A 25,430-nucleotide genomic window follows, 5' to 3' on the forward strand; every position below is an offset into this window, starting at 1 on the left:
GTCGGTCAGATCAGAGCTGGCGACCGGGGGCGAGCCGGGTGGCGTCGCCACCGAGCCGTCCGGCGCCCTTGACCGGCTCGCCGTCGTTCGCCTTGACTCCGGCCTTGCTGGCCGTGCCGCCGAGCCGGACGATCATGGCGTCGGCGTCCCGGATCAGGACGTCCCGGATCTCCGCCTCGCCCACCAGCGTGGCGTTGGCGGCGAGCGTCCGGAAGTCGGTCAGCTGCTTGATCGCCTTGTTGTCGTTGCCGGCAGCCTCGGCCTTGCGGGCCGCGTCGAGCTTCGCCGTCAACTGCTTGTGCGCCTTGGCCGAGAGCCGCCCCGTCGCCTTGAACCGGTCCAGCAGGTTCTGCATGTCCCGGAACGAGGTGGTGACGAAGAACCGGACCGTCGAGGTCGTCGTGTTGCCCGCCTTGTCGGTCGCGGTCACGGTCAGCTCGTGCAGGCCGAGCGGCAGCTCGTACATGGCCTGCAGGGTGCCGCTGGCGTACGCCTGGCCGTTCAACCGGCCCACCACGGACGCGATGCCCGAGGTGGGGTCGACGGCCTGCCAGGACACCCGGACGTCCTGGCTGTCCCCGTAGAGCTGGCCGTCGGCGATCCCGGAGACCAGCAGCGTCGGTCTGGTGCCGTCGATCCGCAGCACCGCCGACTTGAGCGTCTCGGCGTTGCCCGCCTTGTCGGTGGCGCGGAACAGCAGCTCGTGCTGCCCGTCGCCGGTCACCTCGACCGGCGTCGTGTACGGCGTCCACGCGCCGCCGTCCAGCGACCACTCCACCGTCTTCACCCCGGAACCGGCGTCGGTAGAGGTCAGCACGACCGGGATGGTCCCGTCGTGCCAGCCGGCGTCGTTCGCCGGAGCGAACGTCGCCGAGGTGACCGGCGCGGTGGCGTCGATCCGGACCGTGACGGTCTTCGTCGACTCCACGTTGCCCGCCTCGTCGGTCGAGCGGAACCGCAGCTCGTGCTCGCCGTCACCGCTGACCGCCACCGGAGCGGTGTAGTCCGTCCAGGTGGTGGCCCCGCCCAGCTGGTACGCCGTCCCGGCCAACCCGCTGCCGCCGGCCTCGTCGGCCGCGGTGAGGGTGACCGTCACCGGCCCGGTGTACCACCCGTCGGTCGGGGTGCCGGAAACCGCCGCAGTGGTGACCGGCGCCGTCTCGTCGGCCACCCCGGTGCTCAACCGGAAGTAGTCGAACGCGGCGGTCTTCGAGGCGGTCTGGTTGGCGCCGAGCGTGAACAACCCGACCTTCGGGGTGGCCCCGACCGCGCTGTTGGTGAGCGTGGTCAACGCGGTCCAGGTCGTCCCGTCGGCCGAGTACGACGCGGTGAAGGTGTCGCCGCTGCGGGCGAGCCGCAGATGCCACACCGCGCCGGTCAGGTTGGCCGCCTCCGGTTGCGGGTTCTGGACCGCCCCGCCGATCTCGCTGCGGAACTCGATCCGCCGCGTCACCGGTTGGCCGACCTGGTTGTCCGCGATGTAGTCGAACTTGAGGTAGTTGTCGTCGTCCGCGTGCACGATCAGACCGGCCTGCTGGTACTGCTCGTTCAGCAGGCTGCCGTCGACCTTCGTCTCCAGGGTCCAGTCGCCCGACGGCGCGGTCTGGAGGATGAAGTTCTTCGGCCCGGTGTTGTCGGTGCCGTAGATGTCACCGTTGGGCACGTCGACCCGCAGCGCGCCACCGGTGACCCGGTAACCGTTCGGGTCCTCGCGCAGGATCGCGTTCCACCGGCACTTGTCCAGCGTGTCGCCGGTGAACTCGTCCGACGGCACGACCGGTCCGGCCGGGGCGTCCGGCGTGACCTGGAACCAGTCGAAGCTGGCGTCCACCACCGGCGCCTCGGTGCCGCCGTTGACCGCGAAGAGGCCGATCCGCGGGTTGGTGATGCCGTCCAGCGCGGCCGATCGTCCGACCGGGGTGAAGGTCTGCCCGTCGGCCGAGACGGCCGCGGTCAGGTTCGTCCCGTCGCTGATGATCCGCAGGTGCACGGTGTCACCCGCCGGTGCGGCGGTGCTGTCGGCGGCCTCGTTGCGCGGCGTGCCGGCCGTCTCCCGGATGAACTCCACCCGCCGGCTGCCGTTGTAGAGCAGGTCCAGCTTGGCGTAGTTGTCGTCGTCGCCGTACACCAGCAGGCCGGCCTGCTGGTAGTTGGCCGTCACCGGCAGGGTGACCCGGGTGGTCGCCTGCCAGGCCCCGGTCGGAGCCGCCTGGAGCACCAGGTTGGTGGCGTCGTTGCGGGCACCGTAGAGGTCGCCCACCGCCGTGGGCAGCCGCAGCGCGCCGCCGGCAACCGAGTAGAGCTGGTTCTCCCGGACCACGCTGGTCCACCGGTTCTTGTCGAGGCTGGTGCCGTCGAAGTCGTCCGAGCGCGCCCCGAAGCAGGACGTGTTCGGCGCGTCGACCCGCACCGGCACGGTGGCGTACGACTTCGCGCCCTTGCTGTCCGTCACCGTCAGGGTGGCGGTGAAGGTGCCCGGGCTGGTGTAGGTGTGGCTGGCGTCCAACGTGGACGCGGTGCCGCCGTCACCGAAGTCCCAGGCGTACGTCAGCGGGGTGTCGCCCTCGGCGTCGGTGGCCGTGCCGTCGAAGGCGACGGTGACCGGCGCGGTGCCGGTGGCCGGGGTGGCGGTGGCGCTGACCACCGGTGGCGCGTTCTCGGTGACGCCGCGGCCGAGGAAGTCCATCCAGTTGACGTTGAACAGCGACCCCGCGCCGCCGTTCGGGTCCCGGGCGACGAAGTACAGCGTGCCGCTCGCGGCGCCGGTCACCGGCGCGGTCACGTCCGTGTACGTCTGCCACCCGCCGGTGCCCGGCACGGTGGCCGAGGCGACCACCGGTCCGTCGACGGCGCCGGCGCGGACCTCGACCCGGCCTCCGGAGACTGCCGAGGCGGCCCGGAACCGGATGTCGGTGACGTTGGTCAGGTTCGCCGGGGCGAGCGACCACCAGTCGCCGTCCTCGATGAACCCGATGTTCTGGCCGCCGCCGGCGCTGTCGCCGCCGGTCTCCCGCTGCACGCCGGCGTCGCCGCCGCCGGTGCTCCCCGGCGCCCGCCCGGTGGCGGTGAAGTACTCGGCCTGCTTGCGCTTGGGCTGCAACTGCTCGATCGCGCGGCCGGTGAGCGGGCCGGCCCCGCCAGCGCCGCCCTGGTCGGTGTAGGTGGCCTCGAAGACCGCGAAGACGTTCGCCTCGGCGCCGTGCCCGGAGGCGAGCGACGTCTGGACGGTGCCGCTGCAGCCGGTGTGCTGCTCCAGCGGGTGGGCGTGCTCGTCGTGGCCGAGCAGCACCTGGAGTCGCACCCGGTCGCAGTCGATCTGCCCGTCCTCCGGGTCGGTCACCTTGATCGTGTAGTGGACCTGGTCACCCCAGTCGAAGAAGCCGCCGTCCGGCGGGAACTCGATGGTCACCGTCGGCGCGGTGTTGCCCACGGTGACCGGCACGTTGGCCACCGCGGTACGGCCCTTCGGGTTGGTGACGGTGAGCTGGGCGGTGAAGCTGCCCGCCGTGGCGTAGGTGTGCGTCGGGTTGGCCTCGGTGGAGGTCTGCCCGTCGCCGAAGGCCCAGGCGTAGGTGAGCGCGCCGCCGTCCGGGTCGCGCGACCCAGCGCTGGAGAATTCCACCGTCAACGGCGCGGGCCCCGACGTCGGGGCGGCCGCCGCCACCGCGATCGGCGCGCGTTCACCGGCGATGTAGTCGATCCGGTAGACGCCGGAGTTGTCGTTGTTGCCGCCGAAGCCGCTGCCCCACTCGATCAGGTAGAGCGCGCCGTCCGGGCCGAACTCGAAGTCCATCGGCCGGAGCATGCCCATCCCGGTGAGCAACTGGTTGATGTCCACCAACGACCTGCCGTCGGCGGTCACCTGCATGGTGTACATCTTCGACTGGTTCCACTCGCCGAGCAGCGCCTTGCCGTCGTAGTACGCCGGCCACTTCCGGTCGGAGTCGAGGTCGGCGTCGTACCGGTAGACCGGGCCGCCCATCGGGGCGCCGCCGCCGCCGATCTCCGGGTATCGCGCGTCACCGGCGTACCCGTAGTCGACGGTCGCTGGGACGACCGGCGGGAGGTTGGTCAGGCCGGTGTTGTTGGGCGAGTTGTTCACCGGGGCTGCGCAGTCGAACTTCGCCCCGCTCGGGCCGGACGGGAACGTGTAGTCGTTGTACGCCTCGTTCGTCCCGGTGCAGTACGGCCAGCCGTAATTGCCGGGGGTGACGATGTTCCACTCGACCAGGCCGCGCGGGCCCCGGGTGGGGCTGTCCGCGTTGGCGTCCGGCCCGTAGTCCGCGACGTAGAGCGTGTTGGTCTTCGGGTCGGTGCCGATCCGGAACGGGTTGCGGAAGCCCATCGCGTAGATCTCGGGACGGGTCTTCTCGGTGCCCGGCGCGAAGAGGTTACCCGCCGGGACGGTGTACGTCCCGTCGTCCTCCGGGTGGATCCGGATCACCTTGCCGCGCAGGTCGTTGGTGTTGCCGGAGGTGCGCTGCGCGTCGTAGTCCTGGCGGCCCGGCCGCTCGTCGAGCGGCGAGTACGCGCTCGACTCGAACGGGTTGGTGTTGTCGCCGGTGGCCAGGTACAGGTTGCCGACGCTGTCGAACGCCATGCTGCCGCCGGCGTGGCAGCAGGTGTTGCGCTGGGTGTCGACCCGCAGCACCTGCTTCTCGCTGGCCGGGTCGATGGTGTCGCCGGTCACGGTGAACCGGGACAGCAGGTTGCGCGCGATGCCGTCGTTCGGGGCGTGGTAGAGGTACACCCACCTGTTGGTGGCGAAGTCCGGGTCGAGCCGGATGCCGATCAGTCCGTCCTCGTTGCCGGTGAAGACGTCCAGGTCGAGGGCGGTGAACGTGCTGCCGGTGTCCGGCTTGACGACCTGCACCCGGCCGTCCCGCTCGACGTAGAAGACCCGCCCGTCCGGGGCGATGTCCAACTCCATCGGGTTGCTGGTGTTGCTGTCCAGGGTGACCTTCTCGAAGCTCGCGGTCTTCGAGGCGCCGCAGTCGGCGTCCGCCACCCCGGCGGCGGTCCGGATCCCGCCGAGCAGGTGGGAGAGGAACTCCGGCTCGGCGTACGACTCCCGGGTGTGCCCGCCCCCGGTGTACCAGGAACGGCCGCCGTCGAAGTCCTGGCACCAGGCGATCGGGTGGTCGGCGCCCATCGCACCGGCGCCCGGGGTGTAGCTCTTCTCGTCCAGGCTGGCCAGCACGTGCACGTCCGGCCGGGGGTTGGTCTGGTAGTTGTACCACTCGTCGAAGCGGGACCAGCGGTCCGGAAGCTCGGCGGTGGACGGGTGGGCGTGGTCCTCCACCTTGACCGTGGCCTGCTGGTTCGCGGGGTGGTTGGCGAAGTACGCGCCGACGAGGTCGCCGTACCAGGCCCAGCTGTACTCGGTGTCCGAGGCGGCGTGGATGCCGACGTAACCGCCGCCGGCACGCACGTACCGCTCGAACGCGGCCTGCTGCTCGGCGTCCAGCACGTCGCCGGTGGTGGAGAGCCAGATCACCGCCCGGTATTTCGCCAGATTGGCGTCGGTGAACGCGCCACCGTCCTCGGAACTGTCCACGGTGAATCCGTTGGCCTCGCCCAGTTGTTGGATCGCGGCGAGCCCGGTGGGAATGGAGTCGTGGCGGAAGCCGGCCGTCTTGGAGAACACCAGGACGGAGAAGGGATCGGCCGCAGCCTTTGGCGCCTTCGGCGGCACCTGGCTGACCGGGGCCGCGGCCGGCGTGTTTCGCGGGGGGACCTGGGCGGCGGCCGGAGCCGCCTGGGCGGGCAGCCCGAACAGAGTTGTCGAGGCCAGGGCCAGGGAGATCAGGGTCGCGGTGATGGGTACTCGGGCACGACGAGAATGGGACACGCCGCCTCCTATGTCGCGGTGGACAGGGATCGCGGGGGCCGGCTCGCCGAAGACCGTCCCAGATGGAGCCGGTGCGAATGCCGTGCCAGGGCAACCACGCCAGCATTTTGTCGAATCGCTGAACAAATTAATTCGGTTGGATCAATGTCCGGCAAGATGCCGGCGGGTAACGGTTCTGCAACGGTGGGCGACATTCCGAACAGGACCGCATGAAGCGCCCAACGGATCTCGCCGAGCGGTGTGGTTTTCGCCCGCCGGCCGCCGGCCGACCCCGCCTTGGCAGACGGCCGGAACTGTCGTACGGTGACACGCAAGTAACCCACGGGAGTCCGGTGTACCGGGCTGAGAGGGGGGCTGACAGCCCCCGACCGTCGAACCTGATCCGGGTAATGCCGGCGCAGGGAGGAGCGTTGCCGTGCCGTCCCTCGGGCGACTGCATCTGATCACCGACACCCGACCCGGGCGGGATCCACTCACCGTGGTCCGGGCCGCCCTCACCACGGCCCGAGCCGACCTGGTGGTGCAGGTCCGGGTCGAGGACTCCGCCACCGACCGCGAGGCGTACGACCTGGCCCGGCGGGTGCTCGCGCTCTGCGCGCCGTACAGGGCGACCTGCCTGGTCAACGACCGGTTGCACGTGGCGTTGGCGGTGGGCGCCGCCGGTGGACACGTCGGTGCCGACGACCTACCGGTCGCCGCCGCCCGCCGGGTGCTCGGCCCCACCGGCGTGCTCGGGGCCACCGCCCGGGCACCGGAGACGGCGATCGAGGCCGTCGCCGCGGGAGCCAGCTACCTGGGCGTCGGGCCGTGCCACGCCACCAGCACCAAGGCCGGGCTGCCGGACCCGATCGGCCCGGCGGGGGTACGGGCGGTCAACGACGCGGTCGACGTTCCGGTGATCGCGATCGGTGGGGTGACCGCCGCCCGGGTGCCGGCGCTGCGAGCCGCCGGGGCGTACGGGGTGGCGGTGGTGGGCGCGGTATCCGCTGCCGCCGACCCGGCCCGGGCCACCGCCGAGCTGCTCGGGGCGCTGACGTGTTAACAGGGGGCCCTTCCTCTACAGAATCCGTTAACAAGGGGCCCTTCCTTGCGGACGTGGCGGTGGTGGGGGCGGGGCCGATCGGGTTGGCGATCGCCTGGCGGTGCGCCGCCCGCGGACTTCGGGTGGTGGTGCACGATCCGTCCCCCGGGTCGGGGGCCTCGGCGGTGGCCGCCGGGATGCTCTCTCCGGTGGCCGAGGCGTACTTCGGTGAGCGGCAGCTGACCGGGCTGCTGCTGGCGTCCGCCGCCCGGTGGCCGGCGTTCGCGGACGAGCTGACCGAGGCGAGCGGCGTCGAGCTGGGCTACCGGACCGAGGGCACCCTGCTGGTCGGGCTGACCGCGGACGACCTGGCCGAGGCGCGCCGGCTCTGGGCGTACCAGCAGGGGTTGGGCCTGCCGGTCACCCCGCTGCGCCCCACCGAGCTGCGCGACCGCGAGCCGGCGCTCGCGCCGCGGGTGCGCGGCGGGGCACTCGCGCCCACCGACCACCAGGTCGACCCACGGTTGCTGGTGCCGGCGCTGCGCACGGCCGCGCAGCGGGCCGGCGCGGTGCTCGCCCCGCGGGCGGTCCGTTCCCTCGCCGAGGTGGACGCCCGGGTCACCGTGGTCGCCGCCGGCTGCGGCGCCGCCGCCCTCACCGGCCTGCCCGTGCGGCCGGTGAAGGGCCAGATCCTCCGGCTACGCGCGCCCGGCGGCGCCGCGCCGGGCTTCCGGCACGTGATCCGGGGGTACGCCGACGGCGAGCAGGTCTATCTGGTGCCCCGCGCAGACGGCGAGGTGGTGCTCGGCGCGACGGTCGAGGAGCGGTCGGACACCACGGTCACCGCCGGCGCGGTGCTGCGCCTACTCCGTGCCGGCGTCGACCTGCTCCCCGAGCTGGCCGAGTACGACCTGGTCGAGACGGTCGCCGGGCTGCGTCCGGGCACCCCGGACAACGCGCCGATCCTCGGGCCGCTGTCCGACCGGCCGGACGTGCTGGCCGCCACCGGGCACCACCGGCACGGCATCGTGCTCACCCCGGTCACCGCCGACCTGATCGCCGACCTGGTCACCACCGGCGTGCCCGATCCGCTGCTCACGCCCTTTCACCCGGGCCGGTTCGCCGCCGCCGGCCCGGATCCCACCAGCGCGGCCGGTCGGCTGGCCGGGCCTGGTGCGGCCGATGTCGGCGCACCTGATCGGACGACAGAGGAGGACCGGTGGAGTTGACGGTGAACGGGACCGGGCGCAGCGTCCCCGGTGGAGCGTCGGTGGCCGATCTGGTCAGCGACATCGCGCCGCAGCAGCGCGGGGTGGCGGTCGCGGTCAACGGCGAGGTGGTGCCCCGAACCGGCTGGCCGACCACGGCGCTGCGCGACGGTGATCGCGTCGAGGTGCTCGCCGCCGCGCAGGGCGGGTGACCGGCGTGCCGTTCGAGCTGGGTGGGGCGACGTTCACCTCGCGGCTGATCCTCGGCACCGGCGGCGCCGCGAACCTGCACGTGCTGGAGCAGGCGATCCGGGCGTCCGGCACCGAGCTGGTCACTCTGGCGCTGCGCCGGGTGGACACCGCGCCGGGCAGCGCCGGTGGGCTGCTGGAGCTGCTGGACCGGTGCGGGGTACGGCTGCTGCCGAACACCGCCGGCTGCCACACCGCGACCGAGGCCGTGAAGGTGGCCCGGCTGGCCAGGGACGCGTTCGACACCGACTGGATCAAGCTGGAGGTGATCGCTGACGAGCGGACCCTGCTGCCCGACGGGGTCGAGCTGCTCCGCGCCGCCGAGGAGCTGGTCGCCGACGGATTCACCGTGCTGCCGTACACCAGCGACGACCCGGTGCTCGCCCGCCGGCTGGCCGACGTGGGCTGCGCCGCGGTGATGCCGGCCGGCGCGCCGATCGGCTCGGGGCTCGGCATCGGAAACCCGCACCACATCCGGCTGATCCGGCAGGGCGTGGACGTGCCGGTGATCCTGGACGCCGGCATCGGCACGGCGTCCGACGCGGCGCTGGCGATGGAGCTGGGCTGCGACGCGGTGCTGCTGGCCAGCGCGGTCACCCGGGCCGCGGACCCGGTCGCGATGGCGACCGCGATGCGGTACGCGGTCGAGGCGGGTCGGCTGGCCGCTGGCGCCGGCCGGATCGCCCGCCGCTTCCACGCCCTCCCGTCCACCCCCGACGAGGGAAGACCCGACCTGTGACCCCCGAGCGCGTCCCGCCCGGGTGCCCGGCAACCCTGCCGTCGGGCGTTGTCGTGCTGACGGATCGGCGGGTGGCGCGGGGGGCGCTCGATCAGGTGGTGGCGGGGGCCGTTGCCGGGGGAGTGCGCTGGGTGGTGCTGCGGGAGAAGGACCTCCCCCGCGCCGAGCGCGCCGCCCTCGCCGCCGACCTGCGCGCGATCCTCGCCGATGCCGGCGGAACCCTGATCGTGGCTGGCCCCGACCCGCTCGGCGGCGACGCCGTCCACCTGCCCGCCGCCGGCCCGTACCCGCCCCCGACCCACCGGCTGGTCGGCCGCTCCTGCCACAACCAGTCCGAGCTGCACCGGATCACCACCGAGAACTACGCCACCGTCTCCCCGGTCTACCCCACACAAACCAAACCCGGCTACGGCCCACCCCTGCACCCCGAGGGCCTGCGAAAGCTGATCCAGGCCAGCCCAACACCGGTGCTGGCGCTGGGCGGCGTGGAAACCCCAGATCAGGTGATCGCCTGTATCGAGGGGGGAGCAGCAGGAGTCGCGGTACTAGGCGCAGTCATGCGAGCCGAAGACCCAACCGAAGCAGCCACCACCCTGACCAGGGCCTTCACGAAGGCGGTCACCCCGATGACGCAAACCCGGCGCGGAGGCGCCCAGGTCCCCACGACGGGGCTGCGGCCGACCGTGCCCACGCAGGGATCAAGCCTGACCGCCCGGAGTGGGCACGGTCGGCCGCAGCCCCAAACCGCAACCAAGGAGGAGCCGTGACACCGACCACAATCCTCACCATCGCCGGCTCCGACTCCGGAGGCGGCGCCGGCATCCAGGCCGATCTCAAGGTCTTCGCGGCGCTCGGCGCGTACGGCACCAGCGTCCTCACGGCGGTCACCGCGCAGAACACCCGGGGCGTCGACGCCGTCCTGCCGCTGCCCCCGCGCACGGTCACCGAGCAGCTGGACAGCGTGCTCGCCGACTTCACGGTCTGCGCGGTCAAGACCGGGATGCTCGGCAATCCCGCCGTCGCCGACGCCGTGGCCGAGGCCGCCCGGGACGGCCGGCTGCCCCAGCTCGTCGTCGACCCGGTGCTGGTGGCCACCAGCGGCCACCGGCTCGGCGTGGTGAGCGCGGTCGAACGGCTCCTGCCGTACGCCAGGGTGGCGACGCCGAACTGCGCGGAGGCCGCCGCCATCACCGGACGCCCGGTGGACGACGTGGCCGGGATGGTCGCGGCCGCCGAGGCCCTCGCGGCCGGCGGCCCGAAGTACGTGGTGGTCACCGGCGGTGACCTGGACGCGGGCGAGGCGGTCGACGTGCTGCACGGCGGCGGCCACACCACCCTGCTGCGCGCACCCCGGGTGGACACCCGGCACACCCACGGCACCGGGTGCTCGTTCTCGGCGGCGATCGCCGTGCGGCTCGCGCTGGGCGATCCGGTGCCGGCGGCGGTGGGGGTCGCCAAGGAGTACGTGCTCCGCGCACTGACTGGAGCGCGGGGTTGGGAGCTGGGTGCGGGCCGTGGGCCGCTGGATCACTTCGGCTGGTCCGCTTGATCACCAGGGAGGCTGTCATGCAGGCACGAGGCAAGGTGTACGTCGAGGGGTCACGGCCCGATGTCCGGGTGCCGTTCGCGGAGGTGGCGCTGACCGGTGACCATCCGCCGGTGCGGCTCTACGACACGTCCGGTCCCGGCTCGGACCCGGAGGTGGGGCTGCCGCCGCTGCGCGGGCCGTGGATCGCCGAACGGGGTGACGTCGCCCCGGCGCGGGGCGCGGGTACGCCATTGGCCGGGGCGGACGGGCGCCGACCGACCCAGCTCGCCTACGCGCGGGCCGGCGTGGTGACGCCCGAGATGGAGTTCGTGGCGATCCGAGAGAACGTCGACCCGGAGCTCGTCCGCGCCGAGATCGCCGCCGGCCGGGCGGTGCTGCCGCTCAACGTCAACCACCCGGAGTGCGAGCCGGCGATCATCGGCAAGGCGTTCCTGGTCAAGGTGAACGCCAACATCGGCACCTCGGCGGTCAGCTCGTCCGTCGCCGAAGAGGTGGAGAAGCTGACCTGGGCCACCCGCTGGGGTGCGGACACGGTGATGGACCTGTCCACCGGCAAGCGGATCCACGAGACCCGCGAGGCGATCGTGCGGAACTCGCCGGTGCCGATCGGGACGGTGCCGATCTACCAGGCCTTGGAGAAGGTCGGCGGCGACCCGGTGAAGCTGAGCTGGGAGGTGTTCCGGGACACCGTGGTCGAGCAGGCCGAGCAGGGCGTGGACTACATGACGGTGCACGCCGGGGTGCTGCTGCCGTACGTGCCGCTCGCGGTGAACCGGGTGACCGGGATCGTCTCCCGGGGCGGCTCGATCATGGCGGCCTGGTGCCTGGCGCACCACGAGGAGAACTTCCTCTACACCAACTTCGCCGAGCTGTGCGAGCTGCTGGCCCGCTACGACGTGACCTTCTCCCTCGGCGACGGGCTGCGGCCCGGCTCCATCGCCGACGCCAACGACGAGGCGCAGTTCGCCGAGCTGCGCACCCTCGGCGAGTTGACCAAGGTCGCCTGGGAGCACGACGTGCAGGTGATGATCGAAGGGCCCGGGCACGTGCCCATGCACAAGATCAAGGAGAACGTGGACCTCCAGCAGGAGTGGTGCCACGAGGCGCCGTTCTACACGCTCGGCCCGCTGACCACCGACATCGCGCCGGCGTACGACCACATCACCTCGGCGATCGGCGCCGCGATGATCGGCATGTTCGGCACCGCGATGCTCTGCTACGTCACCCCGAAGGAGCACCTGGGCCTACCGGACCGCGATGACGTCAAGGCGGGCGTGATCGCGTACAAGATCGCGGCGCACGCCGCGGACCTTGCCAAGGGCCATCCCGGCGCGCAGGCGTGGGACGACGCGCTGTCCAAGGCGCGGTTCGAGTTCCGCTGGGAGGACCAGTTCAACCTGTCGTTGGACCCGGAGACGGCGCGCTCGTACCACGACGCCACGCTGCCCGCCGAGCCGGCGAAGACGGCGCACTTCTGCTCGATGTGCGGCCCGAAGTTCTGCTCCATGAAGATCACGCAGGAGCTCAAGGAGTACGCGGCCCGCGGCATGAAGGACAAGTCGGCGGAGTTCGTCTCCGGCGGTGGAAAGGTCTACCTGCCGCTGGCCTGATCCGCCTACCCCGCGCCGGCCGCCCGTGCACAGGCGAGCCCGCGCGGGGCTGCGGGGTCAGTCGCGGTGGTGTCGTCCGGTGGAGCGCAGCGAGCGGCGGCCGTTCTCCTGCTCCGGCTCGTTGTCCGCCACCGGCTCGCTCAGGCCGCTGACCCAGTCGACGAACTCCTCGTCCTGTGCCGGCAGCGGCTCGGTCGCCTCCGGTGCGGCCGGGCTCTCCTCGTCGGCGCGGGACCGGTTGCGGCGGAACAGGCCGCCGAGCCGTCCCCGGCGGGAGGGCTGCTCCGCGTCGTTGCCGGCGCCCGGTGCGGCGTCGGCGCTCGCCGGACCGTCGGTATAGACGCCGGTCTGTTCCGGCACCAGCGGAGCGGCCGCGGTCGGGGAGGCCTGTCCCGCCGCAACGGTCGGAACAGGCTCGGCGGCCAGGTCCGGCGTGCCGGCCGCCCGTCGCCATCGGGTGGCCGCCCGGTCCGACGCGCTGCGCGGGACAGCCGGTGTGGCTGTGCCGTTCGGTGTGGCGGTGCCGTTCGGGCTCGACGCTCCGGCGGGAGGTGCCGGGTCGCCGGCCGAGGGCGAGTCGGTCGACGCCGGCCAGGTGGCGCCCGCCGAACTTTCCAGCGGGTCTGCCGCCCCCTCGCGGCGTGCGGTGGTGAACGCGTCCCAGGTGCTGGCCCTGCTCAGGTCCGGCAGGGGTGCCCGGTGCCGGGGGCGCAGCGTCCGCTCGGTCGGCTCCTCCGGGCTGATCGGGGTGTCCGATGCGGAAGGTTCCGGGGCGCCGGCCTGTGGAGGTGCCGTCCACGCCGGGGTGACCGGCCAGGCTGGCGCGGCCGGGGTCCACCGATCCGCCTCCGGGGTGGCTGCCGCCGGCCGGATCAGAGGTCCGGCGGGACCACTCGCGGTCGCGGACCGTTCGGTGTCGGTGTCGGTGGTCCGGGGCGCGACCGCGGCTGCGGAATCACCGCCCGGGTCGGCCGCCGTCGGGCCGATGGTGGCGGGGCTCGCCGCCGGGTCGGTGGTGGCGGGGCTCGCAGGGCCGGTGGTGGCGGCCGGGGTCGCCGCGGGCGTCCCGGCTCCCGGACCGGGCTCGGTGCCCGGGGCGTCCTCGCCGGGGCGGGACCCGTCGGTGGCCGTGCCGGTGCCGTCGGTGGCCTTGGCTGGCCGGGTGGTTCTTCTGGCGCGGCCTGCGGTCGTGGACCTGCCCGGGTCGGCGGCGACCTCCGGGTCGGACGGCGTCGTACCGTCGGCCAAGTCTGCGGTCGTGGCGGCCGGTGCGGCCTTCGGCTTGCGGGTCCGGCGCGGCTTGGGCGCCGGTGCGTCGGCCGTGCCGTCACCGGCAGTGCCGGCGCTCTCGTTGGTCGTCCCCGCGCTGGTCGTGCCGGTGCTCTTGCTCGCCGCGCCCGTGCTGGTCGTGCCCGCGCTCGCTGTGGTCGTGCTCGCGCTCGCTGTGGTCGTCTCCGGGCTCGCGCTGGTCGCGGCGGTGGTGCCGTCGATGGTTGAGTGGTGGCTCGTCGCGTCTTCGCCGGTCGGCTGGGCCGTGCCGGTGGTGGCCGTCGCCGCGGTGCTGGTCGAGCCGTCGTCGCCCGGACCGCCCTTCGGAGCGGTGGGGTTCGGAGCGGTGGGGTCGACGCCGACCGGACCGTCCTGGGCCGGGTCGTCGGTGCTCGGCCCGCCCCTGCTTGGCGTGGTCGTGGCCGGCTCGCCCCTGCTTGCCTTGGTCGCGGCCGGCTCGTGCGTAGTGGCCGTCGTCGCGGGGTCACCGAGGTTGTCGCTGTGGTGGCGGGGACCGCCGGCCGGTCGGGGCAGGGGAGTGCCGGTCGGGTGAGCCGGCACCGACCCGTGTTGGCCGATTCCCGAGGTCGCCGGCCAGTCCCAGTGGGCCGGGACGGTGCGGACGGCACCGGTGCTGTCGGCGGCGCCCGGGTCACGTCCGGTGCTGTCGGCGGCGCGCGGGTCACGTCCGGCGCCGGCGCTGGCCAGGTCCGTGCCGGTGGACTCGGCGGCGCCCCGGTCGTCTGCCGCGTCTGCCGCGTCGGCGCCGGGTAGGGCCGGGCCGGCGGGCAACGGGCGCAGGATGTCGGTCGGCTCGATCGCCCGTCGATCGGCGGTGCGGGTACGCGCCGGCCAGCGCAGCAGGGCGGCGGCGGCCGCGCCGAGCGCGCCGGCGAGGATCGCGATCAGCGCGCCGTAGTAGGGGGTGGTCTGGTAACGATCCACCGCGTCGCCGGGACCGGCGGTCAGGTAGGCGAACGCCACCAGCGCCGGGCCGGCCACCCCGGTGGCCCCGCTGACCAGGGGGACCTGGCCACGCCAGCGGGCCAGGCCGGCGGTCGCCACGCCGGCCAGCAGCGCCGTGAGCGGCAGCAGGACCAGCGCCAGCCGTTGCGCCGCGCCGTCGTCCAACCAGCTCGGCTCGAGGACGCCGAGCCGGACCGTGGGCAGCGGGCCGACCGTGCCGAGCGACGGCAGGACGGAGACCAGCGCCAGCACCCAGACCGCACCGGCCACCGCCGCCATGTTCCAGCCCAGCTCGGGCCGGAGCAGGACGGCGATCGCCGCGCCGGCCCCGATCACCGCGCCGAGCACGGCGCAGATGCCGACCGCCCAGACCGGGTCGACGGAGATCAGTTCGGCTGCCCGGGCGGGCTGCATGCAGAGCGGAGCGACGACGGTGGCGCCGAGCGCGGCCGCGGCGCCGATGGCCAACTGCCGGCCGGTGCTGACCGGCGCGGCGTCCCGGCGGGCCAGGCGTCCGGTGAGGACGGCACCGGCAACGGCGGCGTTCGCGGCGAACCAGCCCACCCAGACGAGCTGGGCCGGCCACTGATTGACGGTCGTGCCGGTGAAGGCGCCGGTGAGTCGGACGATGCCGAATCCGTACGCGACGCCGAGCTGGCCGGCTCCGGCCAGCACGCTCACCCCGAGCGCCGTGAGCAGCAGTCTGCCCCAGGTCCGAAAGGCCATGTCCGGCACGTTACGCACCTGGTACACCCGATCGCCACCGGCGCGCCGCGCGGCGCGCCGGCCCGCTCCCGGCGGGTCTACTTGAGTTCGACCAGCCGGGCCAGGTACGTCGTATCTCCGACATTGGTGAGCATGTGTACGGCGCCGGGGTCCCGGTAGACCACTCCGCCGGTGGGTTCGTCGGCGTCGATCAGGGTGCCGTCGACCGTCTGCACGACGTTCTTCGCGCCCTCGATCGCCACCACCAGGTACGGGTGGTCGTGCCGGTGCAGCGGCTGCCGCTCGCCCGGTTCGAGCCGGATGTGCCAGACCCGGACCCGGTCGTTTTCGTACACGATCTCCTGGCCCACCGGCCCGAGCTTGGTCCCGTCGAACACGTCGGTCATCGTTCTCCGTCCAGTTGCGGGAGCACCTCGGCGGCGATCAGCTCGAGGTGGTCCAGGTCAGCGAAATCGATCAGGCGTAGGTGTACCCGGGTGGCCCCAACCGCGGCGAACTCGCCGATCCGCTGCACGAGTTGCGCGGGCGAGCCGACCACCGGGTCCTCCGGAGGTAGCGCGCTCTTCTCGTGCAGTGGCGCGGCCCGTCGCTTCGCCTCGGCGTCGGTCCGCCCGACGGCCACCACGATCCCGGCGGAGAGCACCAGCGGCGCCCGCCCGGACTCCGTCCGGCCGCTGCGGTCGCACGCCTCGCGCACCCGGTCGTACGCCTTCGCGGTCTCCGCCACGGACTTGAACGGCATGTTGAACTCGTCGGCGTACCGGGCGGCCAGCTCGGGGGTGCGCTTGGGGCCGCGCCCGCCCACGATGATCGGCGGCCCGGGCACCTGCACCGGCTTGGGCAGGGCAGGTGCGTCCACCAGCCGGTAGTGGTCGCCGGTGTAGCTGTACGTCGCGCCCGGCGGCGTCCGCCACAGCCCGGTGATCACCTCGAGCTGCTCGGCCAGCCGGTCGAAGCGTTCGCCGACCGCCGGGAAGGGGATGCCGTACGAGATGTGCTCGCGCTCGTACCAGCCGGCGCCGATGCCCAGCTCGACGCGGCCACCGCTCATCTGGTCGACCTGCGCGACCATCACCGCCAGCGGGCCGGGGAGCCGGAAGGTGGCCGACGTGACGAGGGTGCCGAGCCGGATCCGCTCGGTCTCCCGGGCGAGCGCGGCGAGGGTCAGCCAGGCGTCCGTCGGGCCGGGCAGGCCCGGGTCGGCGCCCATCGACTGGTAGTGGTCGGCGCGGAGGAAGCCCTCGAAGCCGCCCGCCTCGACCATCCGCGCGAACCGGAGCTGGTCGTCGTAGCTGGCGCCCCGGTGCGGCTCCGTGAAGACGGACATCCGCATGTCTATCGTCCTTCCGCACCGGCCGCGGCCGGCTGGTCGCGTTCCATCAACAGCTCGTGCAGGTCGGCGCTGACGCTGGCGACGTCAGCGAGGTGGGCATTGCGGCCCAGGGTGCGGGGTCGGGGGATGGTCACCTCGACGACCTTGCGGATACGGCCGGGGCGGGGGCTCAGCACGACCACCCGGTCGGCGAGCAGCACCGCCTCGTCGATCGAGTGGGTGACGAAGACGATGGTCGGCTTGTTCTCCATGTGCACCCGCTGGAGTTCGCCGGAGAGTTCCTCGCGGGTGAGCGCGTCCAGCGCGGAGAACGGCTCGTCCATCAGCATCACCCGGGGCTCGCCGATCAGCGACCGGCACAGCGACACGCGCTGCTGCATGCCACCGGAGAGCTCGTGTGGCAGTCGCTTCTCGAAGCCGGCGAGCCCGGCCACGTCGAGCAGCTGCCGGGCCCGCTCGCGGTGCTTGGCGCGGCTCCAGCCGAAGATCTCCACGGGCAGGAGAACGTTGTCCAGGACGGTGCGCCAGGGCAGCAGCGCCGGCTTCTGGAACAGCATGGCGATGTCCCGGCGGGGCCGGGTGATCGGCGTCCCGGCCACGGTGATCTCGCCGGCGCTCAGCGGGAGCAGCCCGGCCACCAGCCGCAGCAGGGTGGACTTGCCGCAGCCGGAGCGGCCGAGCACGGCGACGAACTCGCCCTCGGCGACGTCGAGGTCGATGCCCCGCAGCGCCTCCACCCGGCCGGATCGGCCCTCGAAGGTACGGGACACCCCGGACAGTCGGATCATCTCGGGCGGACCTCCGCTGAGTGGACGGTCAGGAATCTGGCAAAGGCTAGCCGGCTCATCACCTAATCGCACCGTCCGGGGTGGTCGTCAGGTTGTTTCCGTTCCGCAACCCGATACGCCTGGCGTCGCAAAGGTGGGTTTCTCGTACGCTGTGCCCGCGAAGAGTCCCCTCACGATGGCGGTGCCCGGCTTCCACCCCTCCTGCCGGTTCCGCCGCGACAACCCCCTCCGGTGGCCTGCCGGCCCCGGTCGGAAAGGACATGGTGCACTGATGAGAAGGCTGACCCGTACGGTCGCTACGGCCGCGCTGGCCACCGCCCTCGCCCTTGTCTCCGCCTGCAGCAGCGGGTCGGATTCGGCCGACGACGCCAAGGGCGGCGACAGCAAGACGCTGGAGAAGGTGACCTACCTCACCTCCTTCGGCCAGTTCGGCCGTGACTCCTACGCCTGGGTGGCGAAGGAGAAGGGCTTCTTCAAGGAAGCCGGCTTCGACGTCGAGATCAAGGCAGGTCAGGGCACCGGTGGTGTGATCCAGACCGTCGTAGGTGGCCAGGCCGACTTCGGTCCGATCGACCTCACCGGTGGTCTGCTCCAGGTCGGCAACGGCCAGGCGAGGGACTTCACTGTTGTGGCCGCGATCCAGCAGCGCACCATGGCCGGCATCGCCACGCTCGAGGGCAAGAACATCGCCTCCCCGAAGGACCTGGAGGGCAAGAAGCTCGCCGACACCCCCGGGTCCGTGGTCCGCAACCTCTTCCCGACGTACGCCCGGCTGGCCGGCGTGGACGTCAACAAGGTGACCTGGGTCAACGGTGAGGCGCAGCAGCTGATCGGCACCCTGGCCTCCGGGTCGGTGGACGGCATCGGCCAGTTCGTCGTCGGCCAGCCGACCATCGAGGCGGTGGCCAAGAAGAAGGCCGTCATGCTGCCGTACAGCAACGTGATGCAGGACCTCTACGGCAACGTGCTGATCACCTCCTCGAAGATCGCCAAGGAGAAGCCCGAGATGGTGAAGCGGTTCACCACGGCGCTGCTCAAGGGCCTGGAGTACAGCCTGGCGAACTCCAAGGAGGCCGCCGAGATCCTGAAGAAGAACGTGGACGCCACCAACACGGCGTCCGCCGCCGCCGAGCTGGAGCTGATGGCCGCGTACGTGCGCTCCGGCAACTCCGGTACCGCCATCGGCACGCTGGACAGCGGCCGGGTCGCCAAGAGCATCGCGATCCTGCAGGGCGCCGGCGCGCTGAAGCAGAACATCACCCCCGAGCAGGTCATCGACTTCAGCCTCGCGCCGAAGGCCTGATCGTCCGGTCGTCACCAGGGGGTACGTCCCACCGGCTCCGGTGGGGCGTGCCCCCGTCGCTCGTCGGCCCCGGTGGGGCCGCGGCATATCGAGGAGGACAAGATGACCGACGTCCGGTCAGCGGAGCCGGTGGCGGAAGTGCCCGCGCCCCCGGGCGCCGGCACCGAGGCGGGGCGAGCGGGGCGGGGCGCGGGCCTGCGTACCGGGGTCGGGGCGGGGCTGTTGCCCGTCGCGGGCATCCTGATCGCCCTGGCGGCCTGGTGGTTGATCGCCCGGCTGGAGCTGGTCCACCCGGCCGCCCTGCCACCGCCGGGCGACGTGCTCACCGCATTCGTCGACAAGCCCGCCCGGATGCTGGAGCACACCTGGGACACCCTGTTGGAGATCGTGTTCGGCTTCGCCCTGTCGGCGGCCGCCGGTGTCCTGCTCGGACTCTCCCTGGCCAGCTCCCGCACGGTGGAGCGGATGTTCACCCCGCTGCTGGTCGCCATCAACGCGGTGCCCAAGATCACGCTGGGTCCGCTGCTGGTGGTCGCGCTCGGTTGGGGTCAGAAGCCCATCCTGACCATGGTGTTCCTGCTCTGCTTCTTCCCGATCGTGCTCTCCACCGCGACCGGCCTGACCACGACCCCGGCCGACCTGGCGGAGCTGGTCCGCTCCTGGAACGCCTCCCGCTGGCAGGCGTTCCGCAAGGTGCGCTTCCCGGCCGCGTTGCCGCAGATCTTCGTCGGGCTCAAGGTGGCCATGCCGCTGGCCGCGATCGGCGCGGTGATCGGTGAGTTCCAGGCCGGCGAGAGCGGCCTGGGCTACGTCATCGTCCAGTACGCCGGCATCGGCGACACCGCCACCGCCTGGGCGGCGATCATGCTGGTGGCGCTGGTGAGCATCCTGCTCTACTCGGTGCTGGTGCTGCTCGAACGGCTCGCCCTGCCCTGGGTCCGAGAAACCACCAGCAGCCGCTGACCATTGAGATCATCACCAGGGCGAGCCGGTTCAGTCCCGGCTATCCCGCTCACCGTGACCGGTGAACGGCCTGAGGTGTGGCCCCGCCGTGCCCGGCGGAGGGATCAAGCCTGACCGCCCGGAGCCGGGTACGGCGGGGGCCACACCGTCCACCGACGCGGGATCGCGCCGGAGGGGGTGTGGCCCTCGACCGGCCTCAGCCCGCCAGCCGCCACCGCCCGTTGCGCGCGACCAGCGTGGTGAGCGCCTGCGGCATCAGCCCGGAGTGGTTGTCCGGCGTCATCCGGATCGGGCCGGAGAGGCCGTCCATCTGGGACGTTTCCAGCACGTCCCGGATGCCGTTCCGGTCCACCCGCCCCGCCGGGCCGCCGGCACGCAGCTCGGCGTCGGCGATGAGCTGGACCGCGTCGGCCGCGAAGGACGAGGATCCGTTGTACCCGCCGAAGCGCGCGGTGTAGTCCTGGAACCACTGCCGCCGGGCCGCCTTCGCCGGCGTCGTGGCGATCACGTCGTCGATCACCATGGTCTGGGTGAAGATGAGCGTGGCCCGTTCGGTGGCCCGGGCCGCCGCGCCGAGGAAGAGGTCGCCGGCCGCCCCCGGATCGAAGAAGAGCGACCCGCGGAAGGTGGTCTGCTGGATGCTGGTGGCGGCCAGTGTCGCCTGCTCCGGCGGGGTCCAGACGACCAGCGCGTCGGGCTTGAGCTTGGCCAGCCGCTCGACCTGCTGCGAGACGTCGGTGTCGGTGGTCTTCACCGACTCCTCGCCGAGCGGTTTGATCGTGGTCTTGGCCAGCTCCCTGCGGAGCGCGGCTGCGCCCTCCCGACCGTAGTCGTCGTTGCTGTAGAGCAGGCCAACCTTGCGGACGTTCTTGCGACGCAGTTCGGTGGTCAGTGCCGCGGCGCTGTCCACGGCGTTCGGGCCCAGCTTGAACACGTATCGCCGTTCCGCGACCGGGCTGGCGATCGCGCCGGAAGAGGCGAGCGCAATGGTGGGAATCTGCTTCTCGTTGATGGTCCCGACCGCGCCGACCGCGCATTCGTTGCAGCCACCCATGATGATGGCGCTGACCCGGGAATCACCGCTGAAGTCGGCGATGTTGCGTAACGACTCGGCGGCGTCGGAACGGTTGTCCTTCCACTTCAGCTCGATCTTCCGGCCGTTCAGCGCGCCGGACGAGTTCAACTGTTCGACCTTGAGTTCCAGGGCCCGTTGGTATGCCCGGCCGACCGGAGCGGCTACGCCGGAGAGTTCGAGGTCTGCGGCGATCACGATCGGACTCGTGTCCTGCTCCGCCCCGCCGAACTGACAGCCGGTGAGCGTGGTGGCCACTACGGCCGATGCGAGCGCCGCGATGGTCGCGGAGCGGATGGGGCTCAACTCAGTCCTCCAGGTGCGGGCGCGGGCGCTGCCCGGTCACCGCCGCTAATCCGTCCTCAGTGGAGGACGGGATCTCCTCTGCCGTACGGTGTGCGCGAAGCCTGCAAAACCTTGCCAATGGCCGGCGCTGTGGTCAAGCGCGGACGCGGGTCGCATTTTCGGGACGGCCATCCCACATGCTGGGGTAACGCAATGTTTGCAAAAGCTCACTTTGCATGCACGCGTGACCACTCTGGAGTTACATGCCCTGTTCAGGGGCTTGCGGAAATGAAGGTATCAGTTGACCGGATCATGGGTTGCGCGCCGTCCGACCGTTTCCTGCCCCACTGCGGCTTCCCAAACAGGACCTTCTCTGATGAAATCGCGGCCGTGCCGCGCGTGGTCCCCTCCGCTCGTGGCACGGTTCGGCGGGTCAGGCGGGGAAGAAACGACGGAGGCGATGTCGTGAGCACCGGACCGACGACCCTGCCCGCGCTCGGCGACACCGCTCGGCCCACGCGCCGACGGTTGCCGAGGCTGCGCGACGCCCGGATCCGGTCCAAGCTGGCGCTGATCCTGGTCGTCCCGGTGGCGGCGGTGATCGCGCTGGCCACGGTCCGGCTGATCTCGGTGGGTGAGGGCGCCTTCGACGCCACCCGGGCGCGGTCGCTCACCGCGCTTTCCATCGACGTCAGCGCGCTGACCCAGGACCTCCAGGTCGAGCGGATGGCCGCGGCGGCCTACCTGGCCGCGCCGCAGCAGCCCGCCGACGCGTACAACCTGCGGGTCCGCCAGACGCAGCAGCGGGTGGACGAGTACCGCGCCGAGCGGGCCCGGATCGGCGAGGTGCCGGCGGCTCTGCGGAGCCGGCTGACCGCGATCGACGAGCATCTGGCCACGCTGGACGGAACCCGCCAGGAGGTGCTCGACCGTCGGCAGATGGCCGTCGCCGAGGCGGTGCTGCGTTACGGCGTCATCCTCACCGACCTGGTCGCCTACGGTGACGGGCTGGCCCAACTGCCCGGCGAGGAGCGCCTGTCGGACAGCCGGCGGGCGGTCGCCGCGTTCGCCCGGGCCAAGGCGTCCGTCGCCGAGGAGGAGGCGGTCGCCTTCACCGCGCTGAGCGCCGGCCAGCTCGACGAGGAACAGTTCTCCTCCTTCGTCGCCACCCTGACCAGCCAGCAGGAGGCCCTGGTCGCCTTCTCGCTCGCCGCCGACCCGGTGCAGCGCGCTCTGGTCGACAGCACCGTCTCCGGTGACGCCGTCGGCCTGGCCGACCGGGTGGCCACCGACATCACCCGCTCGGTGGGGCAGCGCCCGCTGGTCGCCGCCCAGGACGCCACCTCCGCCATCGGCGCGGTCCACGACCTGATGCGCTGGGCCGAGATCCAACTGCAGAACCGGCTGCTCGAGCAGGCCGACCAGGCGCGCTCGAGCGTCATCCGGCAGGCCGTGGTCGAGTCGGTGCTGGTGCTGCTGACCCTGATCATCGCCGTGTCGCTGGCCGTGGTGCTGGCCCGCTCGCTGAACCACTCGCTGCGCCGGCTGCGCGAGGGCGCGCTCTCGGTGGCCAACCACGACCTGCCCGACGCGGTGCAGCGGCTGCAGAACATGGGCAGCGTGGGCGACGGCGGGGTGGACGAGATCGTCCGTCAGGTCCGGGACCCGATCCAGCTCAACAACCGCGACGAGGTCGGTCAGGTGGCGCTGGCCTTCAACGTCGTACACCGGGAGGCGGTGCGGGTCGCCGCCGAGCAGGCCGCTCTGCGTACCAGCGTCTCGGCGATGTTCCTCAACCTGGCCCGCCGCAGTCAGACCCTGGTCGACCGGATGATCGGCGAGCTGGACGCGATCGAGCGTGGCGAGGAGGATCCGAAGCGGTTGGCGCAGCTCTTCGAGCTGGACCACCTGGCCACCCGGATGCGCCGCAACGACGAGAACCTGCTGGTCCTGGCCGGCGCCGACTCCGCTGTGCCGCGCCGTGAGGACGCCCTGGTGGTGGACGTCCTGCGCGCCGCCCAGTCCGAGGTCGAGCTCTACAACCGCATCGAGTTCGGCACCGTGGACACCGACATCTCGGTGGCCGCGCACGCGGTCAACGACGTCGTACGGCTCGTCGCCGAACTGCTCGACAACGCCACCCGGTTCTCGCCGCCGAACACCACGGTGGTCGCCGACGGTCGCCGGATCCGCGACTACGTGCTGATCCAGATCGAGGACCGGGGGCTCGGCCTCAGCGATGAGCAGCTCGACTCGCTCAACCGGCGGCTGGCCGCGCCGCCGAGCGTCGACGTCGCCGCGTTCCGGCTGATGGGTCTGGCCGTGGTGAGCCGGCTCGCCTCCCGCTACGGCATCCGCGTCGAGTTGCGCCGCAACATGGAGGGCGGCACTGTTGCTCAGGTGACGTTGCCCGCCGCAACCGTGGTGCTGCCCGTCAACCGCGGCCGCGAGCAGGTGCTGACCCGGCCACGCCAGCCGATGGCGGTCGAGCAGACGCCGCTCACCCCGGTCGGTCACGCCGAGCCGTTCGCCGGTGCCACCACCTCGGCGGCGACGCTGCCCGAACAATGGCGGACCAGCACGCCGGCGCCGGCGACCTGGCCGTCCCCGCTGGAGGCCCGGAACACCGCCCCGGCCGTGCAGGCCGGCGGCTTCACCGGGGCGCACACGACGTTGCCGCCCGCGTCGGCCCCGGCCACCCCGGTCCCGCCGGCCCGAACCCCGTTCAAGGGCGGGGGTGCCTCGGTGGGCAGCCCGACCGTCGACCCGCTGCCCCGGCGCGGCTCGGGGGCGGACGCCACCGACACGCGGAATGCTCCGGTGCTGCCGGTCGGGCCGGTCGCCGGCCCCGGTGCGGTCGCGCCGCCAGCCGCGCCGCCGGTGCCGGCCGCGCCGGTCACCAACCGGCCCGACTTCCCCGCCGAGGCGCCGATCTTCCGGGAGATGGAGGCGGTCTGGTTCCGGTCGCACGGCGACGACGCCACCGCGATCTTCACTCGGCCGCAGTTCGACTCGCCGCCACCCTCCACCGACGCCGGCACCCGCTCGGGCGGCGGTCACCCGACCGCCACTGCCGCGCCGGCCGCGACGCCGGCCCGACCGCCACTGCCGACCCGTACCCCGGGCGGCTCCGCCACCGACGGCACCGCGACGCCGGGTGCCGCGAGCACCGGCGGGTTCGGCGCCGCGACACCGCCGCCCCCGCCGTCGTACAACCCGCCGCCGGCCGCCCGGACCGCGCCCGCGGCGCCCGCCGCCCCGAGCGCGCCCGCCGCTCCGGCGGTGGACCCGAGCGCCTGGCGGACGGCGGCCGACGAGGGCTGGTCCCGGGCCAGCCGGGCCGCCGAGCCGGCCGCCGCCGGCACCACCCGCTCAGGGCTTCCCAAGCGGGTGCCGCAGGCGCAGCTCGTGCCCGGCGGCATCGAACCGAAGAGCGGCCGGGACCGCAGCCGGCGGACCCCCGATGAAGTACGCGGTCTGTTGTCGGCCTACCACCGTGGCGTGCAGCGCGGGCGGACGGCCGGGACGGACCTGAACAGCACCTCGACCAAGGAGAGCCGATGAACAGGCCAGCTGCCATGCAGGACATGGGTTGGCTGCTCACCAACTTCGCCGACAGCGTGGCGGGTATCGCCCACGTGGTGGCGGTGTCCGCCGACGGGCTGCTGCTCGCCTCCTCCCGGGACCTCCCGGGAGACCGGGCGGACCAGCTCGCCGCGATCACCTCTGGCGTGGTGAGCCTGACCGAGGGCGCGGCCCGCATGTTCAGCGCGGGTGGGGTGTTGCAGACCGTCATCGAGATGGACAGCGGCTACCTCTTCCTCATGTCGATCAGCGACGGCTCGTCGATGGCCGTGCTGGCCGCGCGCAGCTGCGACGTGGGCCAGGTGGGCTACGAGATGGCGCTGCTGGTCGAGCGGGTGGGTGCCGCCCTGGTGCCGCTGCCGCGCGACGCGGTGCGCTCGTAGCGACGACACGACGGCGTGCCGACGGTGCGCCGGAGCAGGGAGGGGAGGCGGTGTGGACCGGCTCCACGGGGGACGAGGAGGTGATCGGGGATGGACCAACGACGCGCTGACCCGCGCGGCGCTCTGGTACGTCCCTACGCGGTCACCCGTGGTCGTACCGAGCCCCGGCAGGACATCGCCCTCGAGGCGGTCCTCACGGCTTCTCCCACCCAGGTCGCCGAGTCCCGCTTCGCCGGGCATGACAAGCACCGCATCGCCTCGGTCTGTGAAGGCCGGGCACAGTCGCTGGCGGAGATCGCCGCGTACACCCGGATGCCGCTGGGCGTCGCCCGGGTACTGGTCGCCGACATGGTGGCCGAGAGCCTGCTGACGTTACACACTGCTGCTCCCGCCGAGGGGTTCGAGGAGCGGATGGAACTGCTTGGAAGGGTGCTAAGAGCGTCCGCCAGTAGGTGACGGCGGGGATGCAGAGTAGCGAAACGGGCACGGAGTCAGTGATCATCGAGTTGTCTACGCTCTGTGATCGCTGG

Annotated in this window: 18 protein-coding genes and 1 riboswitch; of the genes, 12 read left to right on the plus strand and 6 right to left on the minus strand. The window is 72.6% G+C overall.

What is annotated here, in order from left to right:
- Positions 1-10: 10 nt before the first annotated feature.
- Entirely contained in the window at positions 11-5,851 is a 5,841-nt protein-coding gene (locus ACFYPS_RS13650; RefSeq protein ID WP_387324592.1) for a ThuA domain-containing protein, read from the minus strand.
- Positions 5,852-6,162: 311 nt separating this feature from the next.
- Positions 6,163-6,272: riboswitch (TPP riboswitch) on the plus strand.
- Between ACFYPS_RS13650 and thiE the strand changes: the two genes are divergently transcribed.
- From thiE to thiC, 7 genes are all read left to right on the plus strand, one after another.
- On the plus strand, positions 6,267-6,893 hold the full coding sequence (gene thiE, locus ACFYPS_RS13655) for a thiamine phosphate synthase (protein ID WP_387324595.1): 627 nt from the start codon (positions 6,267-6,269) through the stop codon (positions 6,891-6,893). (Overlaps the previous riboswitch by 6 nt.)
- Entirely contained in the window at positions 6,887-8,101 is a 1,215-nt protein-coding gene (gene thiO, locus ACFYPS_RS13660) for a glycine oxidase ThiO (protein WP_354964780.1), read from the plus strand. Before thiE ends, thiO begins: the two co-directional genes overlap by 7 nt.
- A complete protein-coding gene (gene thiS / locus ACFYPS_RS13665) occupies positions 8,092-8,292 on the plus strand; it encodes a sulfur carrier protein ThiS (protein ID WP_354964779.1) in 201 nt (66 codons plus the stop codon). The genes thiO and thiS overlap by 10 nt, the downstream gene beginning before the upstream one ends.
- Entirely contained in the window at positions 8,289-9,068 is a 780-nt protein-coding gene (locus ACFYPS_RS13670) for a thiazole synthase (protein ID WP_354964778.1), read from the plus strand. The genes thiS and ACFYPS_RS13670 overlap by 4 nt, the downstream gene beginning before the upstream one ends.
- Positions 9,065-9,835: a thiamine phosphate synthase gene (locus tag ACFYPS_RS13675; protein ID WP_354964777.1), complete on the plus strand. Its 771-nt coding sequence runs from the start codon at positions 9,065-9,067 to the stop codon at positions 9,833-9,835. The genes ACFYPS_RS13670 and ACFYPS_RS13675 overlap by 4 nt, the downstream gene beginning before the upstream one ends.
- Positions 9,832-10,617 carry a bifunctional hydroxymethylpyrimidine kinase/phosphomethylpyrimidine kinase gene (gene thiD, locus ACFYPS_RS13680; RefSeq protein WP_354964776.1) on the plus strand — a complete coding sequence of 262 codons (786 nt, stop codon included), beginning with the start codon at positions 9,832-9,834 and terminating at the stop codon, positions 10,615-10,617. The genes ACFYPS_RS13675 and thiD overlap by 4 nt, the downstream gene beginning before the upstream one ends.
- 17 nt (positions 10,618-10,634) lie before the next feature.
- Positions 10,635-12,227: a phosphomethylpyrimidine synthase ThiC gene (gene thiC / locus ACFYPS_RS13685; protein WP_354964775.1), complete on the plus strand. Its 1,593-nt coding sequence runs from the start codon at positions 10,635-10,637 to the stop codon at positions 12,225-12,227.
- Positions 12,228-12,284: 57 nt separating this feature from the next.
- Here the strand turns inward: thiC and ACFYPS_RS13690 are convergent, their stop codons facing one another.
- From ACFYPS_RS13690 to ACFYPS_RS13705, 4 genes are all read right to left on the minus strand, one after another.
- Positions 12,285-15,188: a hypothetical protein gene (locus ACFYPS_RS13690; RefSeq protein WP_387324600.1), complete on the minus strand. Its 2,904-nt coding sequence runs from the start codon at positions 15,186-15,188 to the stop codon at positions 12,285-12,287.
- 77 nt (positions 15,189-15,265) lie between these two features.
- A complete protein-coding gene (locus ACFYPS_RS13695) occupies positions 15,266-15,574 on the minus strand; it encodes a cupin (RefSeq protein WP_354964773.1) in 309 nt (102 codons plus the stop codon).
- Positions 15,571-16,521 carry an LLM class F420-dependent oxidoreductase gene (locus tag ACFYPS_RS13700; protein WP_354964772.1) on the minus strand — a complete coding sequence of 317 codons (951 nt, stop codon included), beginning with the start codon at positions 16,519-16,521 and terminating at the stop codon, positions 15,571-15,573. Before ACFYPS_RS13700 ends, ACFYPS_RS13695 begins: the two co-directional genes overlap by 4 nt.
- 2 nt (positions 16,522-16,523) lie before the next feature.
- On the minus strand, positions 16,524-17,309 hold the full coding sequence (locus tag ACFYPS_RS13705; protein WP_354964771.1) for an ABC transporter ATP-binding protein: 786 nt from the start codon (positions 17,307-17,309) through the stop codon (positions 16,524-16,526).
- Between the two features lie 271 nt (positions 17,310-17,580).
- On the opposite strand from ACFYPS_RS13705, the gene ACFYPS_RS13710 reads away from it, so the two are divergent.
- Complete coding sequence (locus tag ACFYPS_RS13710; protein ID WP_354964770.1) at positions 17,581-18,612, plus strand: ABC transporter substrate-binding protein; 1,032 nt, start codon at positions 17,581-17,583, stop codon at positions 18,610-18,612.
- 102 nt (positions 18,613-18,714) lie between these two features.
- Positions 18,715-19,575 (plus strand): ABC transporter permease, encoded by an 861-nt coding sequence (locus ACFYPS_RS13715; RefSeq protein ID WP_354964769.1) that lies wholly within the window; start codon positions 18,715-18,717, stop codon positions 19,573-19,575.
- Between the two features lie 196 nt (positions 19,576-19,771).
- On the opposite strand, the gene ACFYPS_RS13720 is transcribed toward ACFYPS_RS13715, so the two are convergent.
- Positions 19,772-20,953, minus strand: a complete 1,182-nt coding sequence (locus tag ACFYPS_RS13720; protein WP_354964768.1) for an ABC transporter substrate-binding protein — start codon at positions 20,951-20,953, stop codon at positions 19,772-19,774.
- A gap of 444 nt (positions 20,954-21,397) precedes the next feature.
- Between ACFYPS_RS13720 and ACFYPS_RS13725 the strand changes: the two genes are divergently transcribed.
- The 3 genes from ACFYPS_RS13725 (at position 21,398) to ACFYPS_RS13735 (ending at position 25,356) form a co-directional block, all read left to right on the plus strand.
- Positions 21,398-24,496: a nitrate- and nitrite sensing domain-containing protein gene (locus ACFYPS_RS13725; RefSeq protein WP_354964767.1), complete on the plus strand. Its 3,099-nt coding sequence runs from the start codon at positions 21,398-21,400 to the stop codon at positions 24,494-24,496.
- Positions 24,493-24,900, plus strand: coding sequence for a roadblock/LC7 domain-containing protein (locus ACFYPS_RS13730; protein WP_007465177.1), 408 nt, complete (start codon positions 24,493-24,495; stop codon positions 24,898-24,900). Before ACFYPS_RS13725 ends, ACFYPS_RS13730 begins: the two co-directional genes overlap by 4 nt.
- A 90-nt stretch (positions 24,901-24,990) precedes the next feature.
- Complete coding sequence (locus ACFYPS_RS13735) at positions 24,991-25,356, plus strand: DUF742 domain-containing protein (RefSeq protein ID WP_387324605.1); 366 nt, start codon at positions 24,991-24,993, stop codon at positions 25,354-25,356.
- Positions 25,357-25,430: the final 74 nt, after the last annotated feature.

It is taken from the genome of Micromonospora sp. NPDC005087 (assembly GCF_042872965.1).
Taxonomy (GTDB): domain Bacteria; phylum Actinomycetota; class Actinomycetes; order Mycobacteriales; family Micromonosporaceae; genus Micromonospora.

Excerpts from the sequence above, each read along its gene's own strand:
- thiC (WP_354964775.1), top strand. The coding sequence starts at position 10,635 with ATGCAGGCACGAGGCAAGGTGTACGTCGAGGGGTCACGGCCCGATGTC.
- ACFYPS_RS13690 (WP_387324600.1), bottom strand. The coding sequence starts at position 15,188 with ATGGCCTTTCGGACCTGGGGCAGACTGCTGCTCACGGCGCTCGGGGTG.
- ACFYPS_RS13695 (WP_354964773.1), bottom strand. The coding sequence starts at position 15,574 with ATGACCGACGTGTTCGACGGGACCAAGCTCGGGCCGGTGGGCCAGGAG.
- ACFYPS_RS13700 (WP_354964772.1), bottom strand. The coding sequence starts at position 16,521 with ATGCGGATGTCCGTCTTCACGGAGCCGCACCGGGGCGCCAGCTACGAC.
- ACFYPS_RS13705 (WP_354964771.1), bottom strand. The coding sequence starts at position 17,309 with ATGATCCGACTGTCCGGGGTGTCCCGTACCTTCGAGGGCCGATCCGGC.
- ACFYPS_RS13710 (WP_354964770.1), top strand. The coding sequence starts at position 17,581 with ATGAGAAGGCTGACCCGTACGGTCGCTACGGCCGCGCTGGCCACCGCC.
- ACFYPS_RS13715 (WP_354964769.1), top strand. The coding sequence starts at position 18,715 with ATGACCGACGTCCGGTCAGCGGAGCCGGTGGCGGAAGTGCCCGCGCCC.
- ACFYPS_RS13730 (WP_007465177.1), top strand. The coding sequence starts at position 24,493 with ATGAACAGGCCAGCTGCCATGCAGGACATGGGTTGGCTGCTCACCAAC.
- ACFYPS_RS13735 (WP_387324605.1), top strand. The coding sequence starts at position 24,991 with ATGGACCAACGACGCGCTGACCCGCGCGGCGCTCTGGTACGTCCCTAC.